Source organism: Brevundimonas sp. (assembly GCF_027484365.1).
In the GTDB taxonomy this organism is placed as follows: domain Bacteria; phylum Pseudomonadota; class Alphaproteobacteria; order Caulobacterales; family Caulobacteraceae; genus Brevundimonas.
Genome location: NZ_JAIXTC010000023.1, coordinates 194,825 through 211,763 on the forward strand (window position 1 = coordinate 194,825; position 16,939 = coordinate 211,763).

The 16,939-nt window shown below is 68.4% G+C and carries 13 protein-coding genes; 10 read left to right on the top strand and 3 right to left on the bottom strand.

The genetic code is table 11. The features are described from left to right. Nucleotides 1-333, bottom strand: a complete 333-nt coding sequence (locus Q0044_RS12710; protein WP_298162722.1) for a YerC/YecD family TrpR-related protein — start codon at nucleotides 331-333, stop codon at nucleotides 1-3. Between the two features lie 351 nt (nucleotides 334-684). Here Q0044_RS12710 and Q0044_RS12715 point away from each other — a divergent pair, with 351 nt between their 5' ends. The 6 genes from Q0044_RS12715 to Q0044_RS12740 all read left to right on the top strand — a co-directional run bounded on the left by Q0044_RS12715 (nucleotide 685) and on the right by Q0044_RS12740 (nucleotide 8,022). Further along, nucleotides 685-2,091, top strand: a complete 1,407-nt coding sequence (locus Q0044_RS12715) for a circularly permuted type 2 ATP-grasp protein (protein WP_298162726.1) — start codon at nucleotides 685-687, stop codon at nucleotides 2,089-2,091. 6 nt (nucleotides 2,092-2,097) lie between these two features. Further along, nucleotides 2,098-3,036 (top strand): alpha-E domain-containing protein, encoded by a 939-nt coding sequence (locus tag Q0044_RS12720; protein WP_298162728.1) that lies wholly within the window; start codon nucleotides 2,098-2,100, stop codon nucleotides 3,034-3,036. A 4-nt stretch (nucleotides 3,037-3,040) separates the two neighbouring features. Next, a complete protein-coding gene (locus Q0044_RS12725; protein ID WP_298162730.1) occupies nucleotides 3,041-3,883 on the top strand; it encodes a transglutaminase family protein in 843 nt (280 codons plus the stop codon). Between the two features lie 87 nt (nucleotides 3,884-3,970). After that, nucleotides 3,971-4,747 (top strand): proteasome-type protease, encoded by a 777-nt coding sequence (locus Q0044_RS12730; protein WP_298162732.1) that lies wholly within the window; start codon nucleotides 3,971-3,973, stop codon nucleotides 4,745-4,747. Nucleotides 4,748-5,091: 344 nt separating this feature from the next. Continuing rightward, nucleotides 5,092-7,317, top strand: coding sequence for a TonB-dependent receptor (locus tag Q0044_RS12735; RefSeq protein ID WP_524536178.1), 2,226 nt, complete (start codon nucleotides 5,092-5,094; stop codon nucleotides 7,315-7,317). A 24-nt stretch (nucleotides 7,318-7,341) separates the two neighbouring features. Next, nucleotides 7,342-8,022: a Fe2+-dependent dioxygenase gene (locus Q0044_RS12740; RefSeq protein ID WP_298162737.1), complete on the top strand. Its 681-nt coding sequence runs from the start codon at nucleotides 7,342-7,344 to the stop codon at nucleotides 8,020-8,022. A 4-nt stretch (nucleotides 8,023-8,026) separates the two neighbouring features. On the opposite strand, the gene Q0044_RS12745 is transcribed toward Q0044_RS12740, so the two are convergent. Both Q0044_RS12745 and Q0044_RS12750 read right to left on the bottom strand, forming a co-directional pair. Continuing rightward, the gene (locus Q0044_RS12745) at nucleotides 8,027-10,048 is read right to left on the bottom strand and encodes a TonB-dependent receptor (protein WP_298162739.1); all 2,022 of its coding nucleotides are present in this window, start codon (nucleotides 10,046-10,048) and stop codon (nucleotides 8,027-8,029) included. 6 nt (nucleotides 10,049-10,054) lie between these two features. Continuing rightward, on the bottom strand, nucleotides 10,055-11,464 hold the full coding sequence (locus Q0044_RS12750; protein WP_298162741.1) for a UDP-N-acetylmuramate--L-alanine ligase: 1,410 nt from the start codon (nucleotides 11,462-11,464) through the stop codon (nucleotides 10,055-10,057). Nucleotides 11,465-11,507: 43 nt separating this feature from the next. Here Q0044_RS12750 and Q0044_RS12755 point away from each other — a divergent pair, with 43 nt between their 5' ends. The 4 genes from Q0044_RS12755 to Q0044_RS12770 all read left to right on the top strand — a co-directional run bounded on the left by Q0044_RS12755 (nucleotide 11,508) and on the right by Q0044_RS12770 (nucleotide 16,912). Then, nucleotides 11,508-12,329: an LD-carboxypeptidase gene (locus tag Q0044_RS12755; RefSeq protein WP_298162744.1), complete on the top strand. Its 822-nt coding sequence runs from the start codon at nucleotides 11,508-11,510 to the stop codon at nucleotides 12,327-12,329. 67 nt (nucleotides 12,330-12,396) lie between these two features. After that, complete coding sequence (locus Q0044_RS12760) at nucleotides 12,397-13,329, top strand: alpha/beta fold hydrolase (RefSeq protein ID WP_298162746.1); 933 nt, start codon at nucleotides 12,397-12,399, stop codon at nucleotides 13,327-13,329. Continuing rightward, nucleotides 13,326-15,914 carry a hypothetical protein gene (locus Q0044_RS12765; RefSeq protein ID WP_298162748.1) on the top strand — a complete coding sequence of 863 codons (2,589 nt, stop codon included), beginning with the start codon at nucleotides 13,326-13,328 and terminating at the stop codon, nucleotides 15,912-15,914. The genes Q0044_RS12760 and Q0044_RS12765 overlap by 4 nt, the downstream gene beginning before the upstream one ends. Further along, nucleotides 15,911-16,912: a protein-L-isoaspartate O-methyltransferase family protein gene (locus Q0044_RS12770; protein ID WP_298162750.1), complete on the top strand. Its 1,002-nt coding sequence runs from the start codon at nucleotides 15,911-15,913 to the stop codon at nucleotides 16,910-16,912. The genes Q0044_RS12765 and Q0044_RS12770 overlap by 4 nt, the downstream gene beginning before the upstream one ends. Nucleotides 16,913-16,939: the final 27 nt, after the last annotated feature.

Here is a 16,939-nt window from a genome sequence, read left to right on the forward strand (position 1 = left end):
TCAGGCTTTCTTGTTCGTTCGGTCCAGCACCAGGCGGTAGCCCTGATGCGGCATTTCCTTGAGGAACCGCGCGACGCGCACGACGGTGGTCGGGCTGGCCCCGGCCTCGTGGGCGATCTCACGATAGGATTTGGTCTTCTGGTCCAGCAGCCGCGCCACGGCCCAGCGCTCGGCGAAGGCCCGAAGTTCCGCAGGCGTGCAGAGGTCGTTCAGGAAGGCGTCCAGCTCGTCCCGCGACGTCAGCGACAACAGGGCGTCATACAGCGCCACCCGGTCGGCCGTCTGGCGTTCGGGCGCGAGTGGCGCGGGGCTGAGCGGGGTGACGTCGGACATCTGCGCGTTCCACTATGCTGTAACAGTGGAACGGTCAAGGCGCGTGTCTGCGACAATCGCTGCCGTGAATCGCCACCCTGTTTCCCGCGCGACCCGGCCGTCGACAGGGGCGACCGGGGTCGAGCCCCTGCAGATCGCCATGTCTGACAAAGGCGTCGGCTTCGCGGCCCGACCCGTTTTCGGGCAAAACTTGCCCTGATCCGTCTGGATGTCGTGACCCGAGGCGGTTCAAAGCCAGAAAACCTATTCCGCACCGCAACAAAACTGTTGCGCAACGGTTGTCGCCCGGTCCACGCTGGCGCCTTCAGCAAAGTGGCCACAAGCGCGGGAGCGACCGTCACGTTCGACGAAATGTCAGGCCACGCCGGATCCAAAGAGGTCCGAAAAAGCTACCGGACGCTCGCCCGGTGGCTCGAAAGCGCGCCGGCCGACCTGCTCCAGGCCCGATCGCGTCAGGCGGAGCTGTTCTTCCGCCGCATGGGCGTGACCTTCGCCGTCTATGGCGACGTCGAGTCCAACGAGCGCCTGATCCCGTTCGACGTGGTGCCCCGCATCATCGGCAAGACCGAATGGGACGATCTGGAAAAGGGGCTGAAGCAGCGCGTTTCGGCCATCAATGCTTTCCTGAAGGACATCTACGGCCCGCAAGAGTGTATCCGCGCCGGGATCGTCCCGCCGGAGCTGATCTTCACCAACCCCCACTACCGGCCCGAGATGCAGGGACGCCGCCCCCCGGGCGACATCTGGACCCACATCTGCGGCGTCGACCTGGTCCGCACGGGCGAGGACGGCTTCGTGGTGCTGGAGGACAATTGCCGCACCCCCTCGGGCGTCTCCTACATGCTTGAGAACCGCGAGATGATGATGCGGTTGTTCCCGGACCTGTTCGCCGAGCACCGCATTCGCCCGGTCGAGACCTATACCGACATGCTGCTGGCCTCGCTGCGGGCCTCCGCCCCCGACAGCGCCGGGGCCGATCCGAACATCGTCGTCCTGACGCCCGGCCCGTTCAACTCGGCCTATTACGAACACAGCTTCCTGGCCGACAAGCTGGGGGTCGAGCTGGTCGAGGGCGGGGACCTGTTCGTCAACGACGACATCGTCTTCATGCGCACGACCGAGGGTCCCAAGCGGGTCGACGTCATCTATCGCCGCGTCGACGACGACTGGATCGATCCCCTGACCTTCCGCCCGGACTCCACGGTCGGCGTGCCCGGCCTGATGGCGGCCTACACGGCCGGCAACGTGACCCTGTCGAATGCGGTCGGCACCGGCGTCGCGGATGACAAGGCTGTCTATACCTATATGCCTGAGATCATCCGGTTCTTCTCCGGCGGCGATCCGATCCTCGGCAATGTCCCGACCTGGCGCTGCCGCGAACCGGACGCGCTGAAGGAGGTGCTCGACAAACTGCCCGAGCTGGTCGTCAAGGAGGTCGGCGGGTCCGGCGGCTACGGCATGCTGGTCGGCCCGGCCTCGACCAAGGCCGAGATCGAGGACTTCCGCAAAAAGCTCATCGCAGACCCCGATGACTTCATCGCCCAGCCGACCCTGGCCCTGTCGACCGCCCCGACGCTGGACAGCAGCGGCGGCCTGTCGCCCCGCCACGTCGACCTGCGCCCGTTCGTCCTGTCCAGCCCGGCCGGCATCCGCGTCGCGCCCGGCGGCCTGACGCGCGTGGCGCTGAAGGCCGGATCCCTGGTCGTGAACTCGAGCCAGGGCGGCGGCACGAAAGACACCTGGGTGCTGGATGACTGATCGCCCATGCTGAGCCGCACCGCAGAAAGCCTGTACTGGACCGGCCGCTACATGGAGCGGGCCGACTTCCTGGCGCGCATACTCGAGGCCGCCGTGCGTCTGGCCGCCTTGCCCGCGCGCGACGGCGCCGCCGCCAACGCCTGGGCGTCGGCCATCGCCTCCGCCGGCGTATCGCGTCAGTTCGCGGCCAGCGGCCGCACCCCTTCGGAGAAGTCTGTCCGCGAGTTTCTGGCCTTCGCCCCGGACAATCCCTCCTCGATCCGGGCCTGTATCACGGCCGCCCGCACCAACGCCCGGTCGGTCCGCACCGCCCTGACCATCGAGTTGTGGGAGGCGATCAACGGCGCCTGGAACGGGCTGAACGAGTTCGGCGAACCGACCAGACGCGACGACTTCGTCCGCTTCCTCGAATGGGTGAAAAACGTCAGCCTCGCCGTCGAGGGCGCTTCGTCCCGGACCATGCTGAGGAATGACGCCTACTGGTTCCTGCGCCTCGGCATGGCGATCGAGCGGGCCGACAACACCGCCCGACTGCTGGACGTCAAATACCACCTGCTGCTCCCGGCCGGTGAACGCGTCGGCGGCCAGCTCGACTATTTCCAGTGGACCACCCTGCTGCGCGAGGTCTCGGCCCTGACCGCCTACCGCTGGGTCTATCGCGAGAGCGTCCGCCCGTGGCTGGTTGCCGACCTGATGGTTCTGAACCGCCAGATGCCGCGGTCCCTGGCCAGCTGTCAGGGGATGATCGTCTCCTACCTCGACCGTCTGGCCACCGACTACGGCCGGCGTGGTCCGGCCCAGCGCATCGCCTCGGCCCGCCTGACCCGCTTCAACGAGACCAATATCGAAGAGATCTTCCAGTCGGGTCTGCACGAATACATCCTGTCGTTCCTGAGCGAGAACAACGCCCTGGCCGCCGCCATCCAAGATCAGTACCTGGTTTGACCTGATGCGTATCCGGATCGATCACGAAACCCGCTACGCCTATGACCGCGCCGCCCGGTTCATCGTCCAGGTCCTGCGCCTGACGCCGCGCTCGACCGAGGGCCAGCAGGTCCGCGACTGGCGCATCGAGACCGATGTCGACGCCCATCTGCGCCGCTCGGAAGACGCCTTCGGCAACATCGTCCACACCCTCTATACCGAGCGCCCGACCGAGAGCCTGATGGTCCGGGTGACGGGCGAGGTGGCGACCGTCGATACTGGCGGGGTCCTGCGCGGGTCGCCCGAGCGTCTGTCGCCCCTGGTTTTCCTGCGCGACACCCCCCTGACCCATGCCGACGAGGCCCTTCGCGCTCTTGCTGAAGACGTCGGCGCCCAGGGCGACGCCCTGTCCCGCCTGCACCGTCTGATGGCCGCGATCCATGGGCAGGTCGCCTTCATGGTCGGGGCCACCACCGCCGATCACACCGCCGCCGACGCCTGGGCCCAGCGCCAGGGCGTATGCCAGGACCACGCCCAGATCTTCATCGCGGCCGCCCGCCGCATGGGCATCCCGGCCCGCTATGTCTCCGGCCACCTGCACCGGTCCGACGGGATCGAGAACCAGGACGCCGCCCATGCCTGGGCCGAGGCCTGGGTTGAAAATCTGGGCTGGGTCGGCTTCGACGCCGCCAACGGCATCAGCCCGACCGAACACTATGTCCGTGTCGCCTGCGGTCTGGACGCCCTCGGCGCCTCTCCGATCCGGGGCACCAGCTACGGCGGCGGACGCGAGACCATGACGGTGGCCCTGCGTGTGCGCCAGATGCAACAGACCCAGCAGCAACAGCAGTCGCAGGGCTGGTCATGAACGCCGTTAACCTCGTCTTGATTCTCGAATCTGTTAACGTCATCCCTTCATTCGGTGGGGATCGGGCTTCGGGCCTGATCTGATCATATGACTTACTGCGTCGGCATGATGGTGGAGGAGGGTCTGGCGATGATCGCCGACACCCGCACGAACGCCGGTGTGGACAACATCTCCTCCTACAAGAAGCTGCACGTCACCGAGATCACCGGCGACCGCGTCATCTCCATCGCCACCGCCGGCAACCTGTCGGTGACCCAGACGGCCCTGGCCATGGTGACCGAGGGCGTGCGCATGCCCGGCCACGATGTGCCGGAAACCCTTCAGACCTGCCCGACCCTGTTCCGCGCGGCCCAGCTGGTCGGCTACTGCCTCAATCAGGTCCGCCAGGATCTGCAGCCGACCGTCGAGGCCGACGCCCTGAAGATCACCGCCTCCATGCTCCTCGGCGGCCAGATCAAGGGCGGCAGGATGGGTCTGTACCTGATCTACGCCCAGGGCAACTTCATCGAGTGCGGGGCCGACACCCCCTATCTCCAGATCGGCGAGCTCAAATACGGCAAGCCCATTCTGGACCGCGCCCTGCGCCCCGAGACCCCGATGTCCGAGGCGGTCAAGCTGGGGCTGATCAGCTTCGATTCGACCATCCGTTCGAACATCGCCGTCGGTCCGCCGTTCGACATGATCGTCATTCCGCGCGATGCCCTGCACGGCGACCAGCGCCGCATCGAGGCCGACGACCCGTATTTCAAGGACCTCGGCCGCCGCTGGTCCGAAGCCCTCGCCCAGGCCCATCGCAACATGCCGGATCCGCCCTGGCTGGAACCGGTCCCCGCCGTGCGACCCAGTATTTCGGTGGTGGGATAGTCTTTCCTCTCCCGGTGGGAGAGGGCTTGAGCACACGGCGGCGATAGCCGTCGTTCTTGTGCGAAAGGGCGAGGGGCGTGCCCCCACCGGTCCGCACCGAACCCCTCACCCTTTCGGCTGGCGCATCGCTCCGCCCTGCGAGCCTCAAGCCCTCTCCCTCTGGGAGAGGGAGTTCCCGTCTGCTGTTCTGCGAATGAAAATGCGACCAATTCGCAAATTGGCTTGATCGGCAGTGCCGGGGTGTTATTGCGACCGCATCGCAGTTTCAACACCGGACCGCCGCATTGTCTCTCCCCAACGCCAACGCTCTCCGCGCCCTCCTCAGCGCCTCCACCGCCGCCGGAATGCTGTGCGCCGCGCCTGCGTACGCCGCAGAGCCAGAGGCGGTCGTCCCTGTGGATCCGGCGACCGATGCGCTCCAGGCCCGGACCTCCACCCTGGAAACCGTCGATGTCGAGGGCCGTCGTGTCCATCGCCAGCCGGCCTCGCCCCGGTTCACCGCAGCCGTGGTTGACACGCCCCGCGCCGTCACCGTGATCCCGCGGCAGGTCATCGAACAGACCGGCGCCACCTCCCTGCAGGACCTTCTGCGAACCTCGCCGGGCATCACTTTCGGCGCAGGCGAGGGCGGTCAGCCCCTGGCGGATCGCCCCTTCATCCGCGGCCAGGCCTCGGCCAACAACGTCTTCCTCGACGGCATCCGCGACACCGGCGGCCAGCAGCGCGAGGTCTTCGCCCTCGAACAGGTCGAGGTCATCAAGGGCCCGGACTCGGTCTATTCGGGCCGCGGCTCGGGCGGGGGCTCGATCAACCTCTCGACCAAGCGCCCGCACCTGGAACCCTTCACCAACGTCTCCCTTGGCGGCGGCACGGACGGCTATCTGCGCGGCACAGTCGACTGGAACGCGCCTCTGGGCGAGACGGCCGCCCTGCGCATCAACCTCATGGGCGCCCAGGGCGACGTCCCCGGCCGCGAGGCGGTCGACTATGACAAGTGGGGCCTGCTGGTCTCGGCCGGGATCGGCCTCGGCACGGACACCAGTCTGACGGCCAGCTACTACCATTTGACGGCCAACTCGATGCCCGACTACGGCATCCCCCTGTTCACCAAGATCGGGGTGCGCACTACGCCGTCGGGCGTGCTCGACGTACCCTACGACAGCTTCTACGGCTTGACCGCACGTGACTATCTGACCGGCGAGACCGACGCCCTCACCCTGGATTTCCGGAAGCGGCTTTCGGACGCGGTCACGATCCGCAACGTCACCCGATATTCCGAAAACCTGAACGACTATGTCGTCACCAATCCCGGCGACGGCGGCAATATCACCAACAACGGCGTCGCCCTGGTCAACGGCGTCTACTGGATGAAGCGGGGCCTGAAGTCGCGCTGGAACCCGACGAAGACGCTGTCGAACGTCACCGACATCTTCGGCACGGTCTCCGTCGGCGGCCTGACCCATTCCTACGACGTGGGCGTCGAGATCAGCCGTGAGCGCAACAACAACGCGTCCTGGACCGTCACCACCCTGTCAGGCTCGGCCTGCCCGGCCCCGCTGACCGGCCTGGACTGCACCCCTTTGTACGCCCCCGACCCGTCGGACCCGTGGACCGGCACGATCGTCAAGGGCGTGGTCTCGACCAATCTGGCCGAGACGGTCGGCCTCTACGCCTTCGACTCCATCGCCATCGGCGAGCGGTGGATCGTCAACCTCGGCGTCCGCTACGATCAGTATTCGGTCGAGGGCACGGACGCGACCGGGACGATCGCGGCCCCCGTCTACACCCCGCGCAACGGCGACTGGGATTTCGTCAACTACCAGGTCGGCGTGGTCTACAAGCCCGGCCGCAACGCCTCGATCTATGCCAGCTGGTCCACCTCATCGACGCCTCCGACCATTGCCGCCGGCGACCAGAATGCGGGCAACGGCCAGGGTACCGGCAACCTCGTCAATGTCCTGCTCGAGCCGGAAGAGACCACCAGCTACGAGATCGGCGGCAAGCTCAGCCTCTTCCGCCAGCAGCTCCTGCTGTCGGCTGCGGCCTTCAAACTGACCCGCGAGGACGCCCAGATCCAGATCGCGACCGGCGTCTACGCCCAGGTCGGCGAGGTCGAGGTCCAGGGCATCGAGCTCGGCGCCTCAGGCAATATCACCACCCGATGGCAGGTGTTCGGCGGCTATACCTGGATGGAGTCCGAACTGGTTCGCGGCGCCTTCAACAACATCAACCAGGGCGACCCCCTGGCCAATACGCCCGAGCATTCGTTCAGCCTGTTCTCGACCTACAATGTCACCGACCGCCTCTCGGCCGGCGGCGGTCTCTACTATGTCTCGACCAGCTTCGGCGGGAACCAGGGCGGGGCCGGCGGCGGCGCCAACCGCATCTACGCCCCGCAATACACCCGCGTGGATCTGTTCGCGGCCTGGGACCTGACCGACCGCGCCACCCTGCAACTGAACGTGCAGAATGCGGGCGATGAAGAGTACATCATCCGCACCAACGGGGTTCATCACGCCGATGTCGCGCCGGCCCGCTCGGCCACCCTGGCGCTGAACCTGCGCTTCTAAGACCATCCGCCGGAGACCCCGTCCTTGCTGCTGCACATCCCTGAAGTCTTCAGCAAGGAGGAGGTCGCCCGTCTGCGTGCGATCCTCGACGCCGGTCCCTGGACCGACGGCAACGTCACCTCGGGCCACCAGTCGGCCCGCGCCAAGAACAATACCCAGCTGCCCCAGGAGTCACCCCAGGCGCGCGAGGTCGGCACCCTGATCGAACAGACCCTGGCCGCCAATCCGATGTTTGTCTCGGCGGCCCTTCCGCACACGGTGTTTCCGCCGCTGTTCAACCGCTACGAGGGCGGTCAGGCCTTCGCGGCTCACGTCGACAACGCCATCCGTGTCCATCCGTCCGGTCTGCGCATCCGCTCCGACCTGTCCGCGACCCTCTTCCTCTCCGAGCCTTCGGACTATGACGGCGGTGAGCTGACCATCGAGGAGGCCTACGGACCCCAGACGGTCAAACTTCCGGCCGGAGACATGGTCCTCTATCCGTCGAAGAGCCTGCACCGGGTCACGCCCGTCACCCGTGGCGCCCGCGTCTCGTCCTTTTTCTGGCTCCAGAGCCTGGTCCGCGACGACGCCGCGCGTGAGACCCTGTTCCAGCTCGATGTCGCGACCCAACGCGTGGCGGTCGACAAGGGGCCCGCCGATCAGGCCGTCCTCGAACTGACGGGCGTCTATCACAACCTGCTGCGCCGCTGGTCCGAGGTCTGACGGCCTACCAGCTCAGCGTCAGACCCGCCCGAACGGTCCGGGGCGGCCCGTATCCCGCCACCCCGTCGCCGGTTTCGGAGACCTCGACCTCGGCGTCGAACAGGTTGTCGGCCGCGACCCAGGCGATCACCCCGGTCCGCACCTCGAACTCGGCCCGTGCATCCATCGTCGTCGCCGCTTCCAGAACGCGGCTGTTCAGGTCGTCCTCGAACCGCGTGCCCTCGTACCGGACCCGACCGACCAGGGTCAGCCTATCCAGGACGCGCCAGTCCGCCCCCGCCGACACGCTCCACTCCGGCGCCTGGGTCGGCCGCAGGCCTGTCAGCCGCGCCGCCGACGCCCCGCCGTCGACCTCCGCATCCGTCCAGGACAGGGCCCCGTCGAACGACAGCCGCTCCCCGACCCGGTGTTTCGCAGTCAGCTCGATCCCGACCGCCTCGATCATCCCCGCGTTCTGACGCTGCCTCAGCACCCCGCCCGCCGGCACGAAGCCCGCCCTCGGGAAGGTCCCGGGGCCGACGCCGATGGTGACGTTGACGATGGCGTCCTCGATCCGGTTCCAGAAGACCGTTCCGTCCACGGACGTTGTATCGGTCTCCCAGGCCAGGCCGGCCTCGACGCCCTGCAGTTCCTCCGGAACCAGCCCGGCATTGGCCTCGGTCAGGTCGTTGCCGACCCGGAACGGCCGATGCAGCTCGTTCAGCGTCGCCGGCCGGAACCCGGAATAGGCCGCCGCCCGTGCCGCGAGCCCGCCGCCGAGATCGCGTCGCATCGCCAGCCTCGCAGAGATGACCCCGCCCGAACGGTCCGGCGAACGCTCGTCCAGCGTCGGCAGGCCCGTCGTCCGATCGCGCTCGATCCGTCGCCCGTTCGAATTCTCCCAGCCGTCGAGCCTGAGCCCGCCCGCGACCAGCCACGGCCCGGCCGTCCACGACGCCTCGCCATAGGCCCCGATCACCGAGGTCTCACCGCCCGCGACCCGGTCCCGCGTGAAGGCTCCTGCCAGGTAGCGGAACAGTTCCTGCGTCTCGCCCTCGTTGAACCGGGCGTCGCCGCCCAGCTCCCATTCCAGAAGGCCGCCGCCCAGATCGACGGTGACCCGGCGCACGGCGACATTGGCGCCCCAGCCCTTGGCCGGGGTCGCGAACTGGTTGTTGGCCGGCGTCGTCGATCCGCGCCCGGCGGCCACCGCGACCGAGGTGTTGGAGAAGTCGCTCTCCCGCCGCCACACCTGCGCCCGCCAGCCCGGCTGCCCGGCCGAGGGCGTGCGGGACACGGTCGCCGCATAACTCTGGCCCGTCGCCGACGACCGCGCCCCGGCCAGCCCGGACCCGCGATCCTCCTCATAGGCCGAGGCGCGCAGCGACAGGGCGGTGGCGTCGCTGATCGCCACGTCGGCCCGCAACGATCCGCTCAACGTCGCCAGGTCCAGCGGCGTGTCGACCGCACCTGCCGCTGACCCGCGCACCGGCGTGTAGCCGTCGCTCAGCTCCCGCTGCACTGTTCCGGTCAGGGCGAACCGGCCGGCGCTCAGCGTCGTCGCCGCCGCCATCCTCTGGCCACCGTACTGGCCGCCCGAGACGTCCAGCGCTCCACCGTCCGTGTCCCGCTCGCGCATCTGGATCACGCCCGTCAGGGCGCCCGCCCCATAGGGACCGGCCCCCGCGCCGCGAATGATGTCGAGGCCCGACAGGCTCTCCGGCGCCACCTGGGACCACAGCACCCAGCCTCCGAACGGATCGTTCAGCGGCACGCCGTCCAGGGTCACTAGTGTCCGCCCGGCCCCCGACGGCGCGATGGCCCTCAGCGAAATCCCCTGGGTCGTCGGATTCGCCGCGAGACTGGAGGTCCGCCGGAACAGACTGACCGCCGGCACGGTCTGCAAGGCCTCATCGATCCGCGTCGCCCGGCCCAGCACCCGCTCGTCGAGCCGGATCACGGAGAAGGCCGCATCTCCGGCGGCGGGCGGCAGCCGCGCGGCGGTGACGACGATGTCGGGAAGGTCGGCGGGCAGGTCCTGGATCATGCGGGCCTAAGCGCCCAGCCGGCCCAGAAGCTCCGCCGCGAAGGTCGACAACGTGTCGTCCCGCGCCCCCATGACGATGATCCGGTCGCCCGGTTTCGCCAGTTCCACGATCCGGTCGCCGCAGGCCGCGCGGTCGTGCAGGGCCTCGGCGTTGCGGCCCTCGGCCCGGACGCCCGAGGCGATGTCCTCTGATCCGACGCTGCGATCCGTCGTGCCGCCGTAGTAGACGGGCTCAGGCATCAGCAGGACGTCGTCGGGCTTCAGCAGGCCGGCGAAGGTCTCGATGAACTCCCGCTTCATCAGCTTCAGCGGCCCGAACCCGTGCGGCTGGAACAGGATCAGCAGCCGCCCGTCGAAGGCGTGCAGCGTCTTGACCGTCGCGGCGATCTTGTCCGGGTTGTGGGCGAAGTCGTCGAGCACGGTGATCCCGTTCGCCGTGCCCACGACCTCCATCCGCCTCTTGATCCCGGCGAAGCTCTCCAGCGACGTCACCGCCGCTTCCAGTGGCACGCCCAGCGCCCGCACCGCGCCCAGGGCCGCCAGGGCGTTGGCGACATTGTGCGCGCCGGGCACGTTCAGGGTCGCGGCGATCCGCGTCCCGCTGGACCGCTCCGTAAGGTCGAAGGTCATGCCGGCGGGCAGGGGTTTGAGGTCATGCACGGCATAGTCCGCCGCCTCATTGCCCAGGGCGAAGGTCAGGACCGCCTCCGCCCGGCCGTCGTCGACCATCGTCTGGGCCAACGCCGCCGTCTCGACGTTGTCGAGGTTCAGCACCGCCGTCCGCGCCCGCCCGGTGAAGCCACCGAACAGGTCGCGCAGCTCCTCCATCGACTTGTGGTCGAGCGAGATGTTCGACACTACCGCCACCGTCGGATCGTAGCGGGCGATGGACCCATCCGACTCATCCACCTCGGCCACGAACAGGTCCGCCCCGCCGACCAGGGCGCTGGCGAACGGATGGTCCGCGTCGGCGAAATTGCGCATCACCGCCCCGTTCATGACCGTCGGTTCGCGGCCGGCCTGGTTCAGGATCCAGGCGATCATGCCGGTGATCGTCGACTTGCCGCTGGTCCCCGCCACGCCCACGGACGTCGGCGCCGCATTGAAGATTTGGCTCAGCAACTGCGGCCGGGTCACGATCTCGGCTCCGACCCGCTTCGCCGCCCCGATGTCCGGCACCGTGTCCTCGACCGCCCCGGTCGCGACCACGGTCTGTCCGCTGCGCACGCCCGATCCGTCCTGGGGGTGCAGCACGACGCCGTGTGCGCGCAGCCAGTCGAACTTCTCCGGCGTCCGGCCCTGGTCCAGCGCCCGGTCGGACCCCTCGATCGCCGCGCCCCGCGCCTGGACGATCATGGCCAGAGGCAGCATGCCCGACCCGCCGATGCCGCAGAAGAAATAGGATGGTTCGCTCATGGTCCGGTGACTAAAGAGGAGAAGCCGGGGAGGGAACACAAGAATGAAGATCGGGGTCGTCGCCGTCTCGTCCCGTTTCGCGAAGGAGCGCGCCGAGGCCATCCAGGCCTGGTTCGATCTCAAATTCCCGACGGGCGAGGTCACCGTCGCCTTCCACCCCAACAGCTTCGACAAATCCGGCCATTTCGCCGGCGATGACGCGGCCCGCGCCGACGCCTTCGTTGAGTTCGCCAACGACCCGCGTCTGGATCACATCTGGTTCGCCCGTGGCGGCTACGGCTCTTGCCGCATCGCCGAGGCCGTCATACCGCGCCTGACCGATGTCGCCCGGACCAAGCGGTACATCGGTTATTCCGACGTCGGTTCGATGCTGGCTATTCTCTACAAGAACGGCTTCCAGGTCGCCCACGGCCCGATGGCCTCGGACGGAGTGCGCAACGACCCGACCGGCTTCCGCTCCCTGAACTGGCTGCGCAAGGGCGAGACCGAGGGGCTGGAGCCATCGTTGCTCACCGACCCCCGCCCGGCCGTCGCCTTCAACCTGACCGTCCTCGACCAGCTGCTGGGCACGCCGCTGGAGCCCGACCTGACCGGCCATGTCCTGATGCTGGAGGACGTGTCCGAGGCCGCCTACCGGATCGACCGGATGATGTTCCACCTGACCAGCCAGCCCTCGATCCGCCGCGTCGCTGGCATCCGCGCCGGCCGCTTCACCGACGTCACGGTCAACGAGCCGGAATTCGGCCTGACCGGCGAACAGATCGTCCAGTTCTGGTGCGAACGCTCCGGCATCCCCTGGCTCGGCCTCGCCGATATCGCCCACGATCGCGACAACAAGGTCGTGCCGTTCGGGCCACGCTCTTAACCCTATCGCTCCCGTTACCGGCGAACCCTGTCGACATCGAACGCAGGTCTGCGTCACATGCCGCCCGATGGGGCGTAACGGATTTCTGACCCTGCCGGCATGGACACGGGCGGCCATGGTCGGCGTGCTGGGCGGAGCCGTTATCGCGAGTGCGACGACTGTATCGGGGGGTACGGTCGAGGCGGAAAGCCGCAGCTTCATCACTTCCGACGGGGCCCGCCTCCACTACCTGGAGGCGGGTCCTAGCGGGGCCCGGACCGTGGTCTTCGTGCCCGGCTGGACTATGCCCGCCTGGATCTTCGAAGCCCAGATCGAGGCCCTGTCCGATCGCTACCACGTCCTCGCCCTCGACCCGCGCGGCCAGGGCGAGAGCGAGGTCACCCGCTTCGGCTATACCCATGAGCGTCGTGGCCGCGATATCGGCGAACTGATCGACCATGCCGCCGTCGGCAATGTCGTCCTCGTCGGCTGGTCTCTCGGTGTGCTCGACAGCCTGGCCTGGGTCGCCGACGGCGGGGCCGACAGGATCGCCGGCCTCGTCCTGATCGACAACTCCATCGGCGAGGAGCCGGCGCCTCGCGCAGCGCCCGCAGCACAGCGCTCCGCCGCGCCGCCGCCCGAACCCACGCCGCCGGAACGCAGAGAGCGCCGGACCGCGTTCGTCGCCTCCATGTTCGCCCGTGATCCGGGGGCGGACTATCGCGCCCGCCTGACCGATCAGGCCTTGCGGATGAGCGTGGAGGATGAGCGCCGTCTGCTGGCCTACGATGTGCCGCGCGAATACTGGCGCGCCGCCGTCCACGCCACCGATCGGCCGGTCCTCTATGTCGTCCGGCCGCGTTGGCGCGAGCAGGGCGAAAACCTGGTCCGCACCCACCCGGATGCCTCCATGACCGTGTTCGAGGACGCGGGCCACGCCCTGTTCGTCGATGAGCCGGAACGGTTCAACGCCCTGCTGCAGGACTTCCTCGACACCCGGGTGGCGAGGACGGTCCATTGACCGCCGCCCCCGATCTTGCGGGCAAGACCCGCGCGGCCCTGATCCCGCTGTTCCTGATCGCCATGGGTGTGGTCGGGATCGAGAATGCCCTGACCCGGTACTTCGCCGTCGCGAAATGGTCGGAGTACGGCTACTGGATCATCTCCATCGTCATGGCCGGGTTCGCCCTGTCCGGCGTGGTGGTCGCCCTGTTCCGCGACAGTGTCGCCCGGCACGGCGTGATCCTGCGGACGCTTTTGCCCGCCGCCATGGTGATCGCCGCAGCGGTCGGATACCAGCAGGTCACGGCCAATCCGTTCAACCCGCTGCAGCTCCAGAACCCGACCACCTGGCCCGATCAGGTGAAGAACATCGGCCTCTACTACGCAGCCCTCCTGCCCTTCTTCTTCCTCGCCGGCCTCTACATCAGCCTGATCTTCGTCCTGAACCATCGGGAGATCGGACGGGTGTACGGGTACGACCTGATCGGCGCAGGGCTCGGCGCGGCCCTGGCCCTGGGGCTGATGTTCGTCGTCCACCCCTTCCTTCTGGCCCCCGTCCTGCTGATCCCGCTGGCCCTTGCCCCGGTGTTTCAGCCGGGCCGGTTCCGCGGGCTGGGCATCGGGCTCGCCGGGGTCGCGCTGATCGGGGGCGAGGCCATCCTGTTCCTCGGCGCGCCCCCGGCCTTCTCCGAGTTCAAGGCCATCTACGCCCCGCTCAACACCCCGGGCGCGGCCGTTGTCGCCGAGATCCGCCAGCCGCGCGGCCACTATCTTCTGCTCGAGAATTTCACCGAACGGGTCGACGCCGACGTCTCCAACAACGCGGGGCTGATGGGGATTGCCGGTCCGCCCTCGACCTATGGCCTGTATCGCGACGGCAACCGCATCGCCTCCCTGCCGAAGGCCGGCCCCCTCAACGCCGCCTATGCGCCGAGCGCCCTCAGCGCCGCCCCCTACGCCCTGCGCCAGTCTCCGGCCGTCCTGCTCGTCGGCCTGTCCGGTGGCTATCGCGTCGCCGAGGCCCTGACGCTCGGCGCCGCCCGCGTCGACGGGGTCGAGGGCGAGCCCGTCCTGCGCCACGCCCTCGTCGCCGGTCTGGGCCCGTCCCCCGCGCTCGCCCAGGACGCCAGGGTCACCCTGCTGGACGGAGGTCCGATCGCCGCCGCCTGGCGCGCGGGTCCTGACAGCTATGACATCATCGACGTCTCCGCCGACTTCGTGGACGCGGCCCCCGCCAACGTCACAGGCGTCACCGAAGAGGCCCTGGCCGCCTATCTCGCCGCGCTCAAGCCGGGCGGCACCGTGTCGATCTCGGTCTCCATCCGCGACTTCCCCGTCTATGCCCTGCGCGTCCTCTCGACCGCCCGTGAGGCCCTGCTGGCCAAAGGGATCGGCGATCCGTCCGACCACGTCCTGATCTATCGCTCCGCCTGGAACGCCCGCATCCTGATCAGCCCCACAGCCTGGTCGGCCGCAGACGTGGCCGCGCTTCAGGCCTGGTGCGCCGCCCGGTCCTTCGACGTCTCCTGGCGCCCGGGCATGGACGTGGGCGCCGCCCGCGCGACCCTGTTCAACGACCTGCCGAGCGTCTCGTTCGAGACGGGCCAGATGACCTCCGACGGTCCAGACGACGCCATCGCCAACGAGGTCGCCGCTGTCCTCGCCGGCCGCCCGTCGCCGTCGTCGCAAGCTTTCCACGTCCGCCCCGCCACGCTCGACCGGCCCGCCTTCTATTCGTCCCTGCGCCTCGAACGCCTCGACACACTGATCAAGCGGCTCGAGGTCCTGCCACAGGCCGAGATCGGTGCCCTGGTGAACATCGCCGTCCTCGGTCAGGCCATCGTCATCGCCCTTCTGGTGCTGGCCGCTCCCGCCCTGTTCCGCCGCCGGGCGGGCGGGGTGAAGGAGAAGGCCAGACTCTGGCCCGCCCTCTATTTCCCGGCACTGGGCCTCGGCTTCCTGCTGGTCGAGATCTTCCTGATCGACAAGGCGGCCTTCTATCTCAACGACTACTCGTCGGCCTTCGCCCTGGTCCTGACGGCCATGCTGATCTTCTCGGGCCTCGGCAGCATGATCGCCGGCCTGTGTGCACGCATGCCCAAGGTCGCCTCCCTGATCGGCCTTATAGTGGTCCTCGGCTGGATCGGCGCCATGCTGGTCGGCGCCGAGGACTTCATGATGCGCACCCTCGACCAGCCCTGGGTCGTGAAGGCCGGACTGGTCATCCTTGCCGCTGCGCCCGTGTCGCTGGCGCTCGGTCTGCCCTTCCCGCTCGGCCTGATCCAGGTCGGCGACGGCCGGGCCCTGCCCTGGGCCTGGGGGCTGAACGGTGCCTTCTCCGTGGTCGCCACGCCCCTCGCCAATCTGATGAGCCGCGATGTCGGCTTCTCGTCCCTGCTGATCGTGGCGGCCGGCCTGTACGCGATCGCCTTCCTCGTCCTGCCGGTCGCCGCGGCGGTGCGAAAGACCGTTCCGGTGTTCGAGCCCGCCGTCCCGACCAATCCCTTCGCCGACCTGCCCGACCCTGAACCCGCCCGCCTTGACCCCTTCCCGGAACAGACTGGCCCGGGCCAGCCTGTCCAGAGCCAGACGAGCCCCGCATGACCCCAGATCGCATGATGATGGACCGCCGCACCCTGCTGACCGCCGCGGGCGCCGCGACCCTGACCGGGCTGGCGGCCTGCGACGAGAACACGATGAAGTCCGTCCAGGCCCGCCTCAATCCGACCCAGGCGGCGGGCGGGGCAGGGGCGGCCGCGCCCGCAGCCCCGACTGCGGCCGCCGCCGGTGAAGCCTCGGCCGTTTCCGCGACCGTCCGTATGCCGACGGAGCCCTGGACCTTCGCCCGGTTCAATGCCGCCATGTCGGCGTCGGGCCGCCCGCACGCGATCACCGAGGCCCAGTTCGAGGAGATCCAGGCGCGAAAGCCCGCCGCCATCGAACGCATCAAGACCTATCTCGACGGCCGTTTCGGCGCCCACGATCCGAACGTGCTCCAGGCCTTCGAAAGCCTGCCGCGCGAGTATTTCCATTACGCCTACGCCTCGGACGCCTCGACCGCGTATCAGGCCTATGAGGCGAATCCCAAGCCCTGGGCCATCGGCCACGGCTCGGTCCTCTCCGACTATCTGGGTCAGGCCTATATGACCCAGCTGGCGGCCCCCAAGCCGACCGACGTGACGCTCGAGATCGGCACCGGCTCGGGCTTCCAGTCGTCCCTGCTGAGCCGCATCGTCCGCGACGCCTACACCATCGAGATCATCCAGCCGATCGGCGAGGCGGTCGGGAAGATCTGGGCCCCGCTCGGCTATGACAATGTCCACGGCCGGGTCGGCGATGGCTATTTCGGCTGGCCCGAGGTGACCGAGGGTTTCGACACCATCATGCTGACCTGCGTGGCCCAATATGCCCCGCCCGAGTTGTTCCGCCAGCTCAAGCCGGGCGGCAAGCTGATCATCCCGATCGGCCAGCCCTTCCGCCGCGGTCAGGTCCTCTACGTCTACACCAAGGACGCCGACGGCCGGGTTCGCAGCCGACGCGACGTGGGCGTCTTCTTCATTCCTATGACCGGCGCGATGCAGCAGCGACGGAATCCCGCGTGAGGTCCGTCTAAGATCCGGACTGGATAT

Coding starts and splice junctions, on each gene's coding strand:
- Q0044_RS12710 (WP_298162722.1), bottom strand. CDS start 333: ATGTCCGACGTCACCCCGCTCAGCCCCGCGCCACTCGCGCCCGAACGC.
- Q0044_RS12715 (WP_298162726.1), top strand. CDS start 685: ATGTCAGGCCACGCCGGATCCAAAGAGGTCCGAAAAAGCTACCGGACG.
- Q0044_RS12720 (WP_298162728.1), top strand. CDS start 2,098: ATGCTGAGCCGCACCGCAGAAAGCCTGTACTGGACCGGCCGCTACATG.
- Q0044_RS12725 (WP_298162730.1), top strand. CDS start 3,041: ATGCGTATCCGGATCGATCACGAAACCCGCTACGCCTATGACCGCGCC.
- Q0044_RS12730 (WP_298162732.1), top strand. CDS start 3,971: ATGACTTACTGCGTCGGCATGATGGTGGAGGAGGGTCTGGCGATGATC.
- Q0044_RS12735 (WP_524536178.1), top strand. CDS start 5,092: ATGCTGTGCGCCGCGCCTGCGTACGCCGCAGAGCCAGAGGCGGTCGTC.
- Q0044_RS12745 (WP_298162739.1), bottom strand. CDS start 10,048: ATGATCCAGGACCTGCCCGCCGACCTTCCCGACATCGTCGTCACCGCC.
- Q0044_RS12750 (WP_298162741.1), bottom strand. CDS start 11,464: ATGAGCGAACCATCCTATTTCTTCTGCGGCATCGGCGGGTCGGGCATG.
- Q0044_RS12755 (WP_298162744.1), top strand. CDS start 11,508: ATGAAGATCGGGGTCGTCGCCGTCTCGTCCCGTTTCGCGAAGGAGCGC.
- Q0044_RS12760 (WP_298162746.1), top strand. CDS start 12,397: ATGGGGCGTAACGGATTTCTGACCCTGCCGGCATGGACACGGGCGGCC.
- Q0044_RS12770 (WP_298162750.1), top strand. CDS start 15,911: ATGACCCCAGATCGCATGATGATGGACCGCCGCACCCTGCTGACCGCC.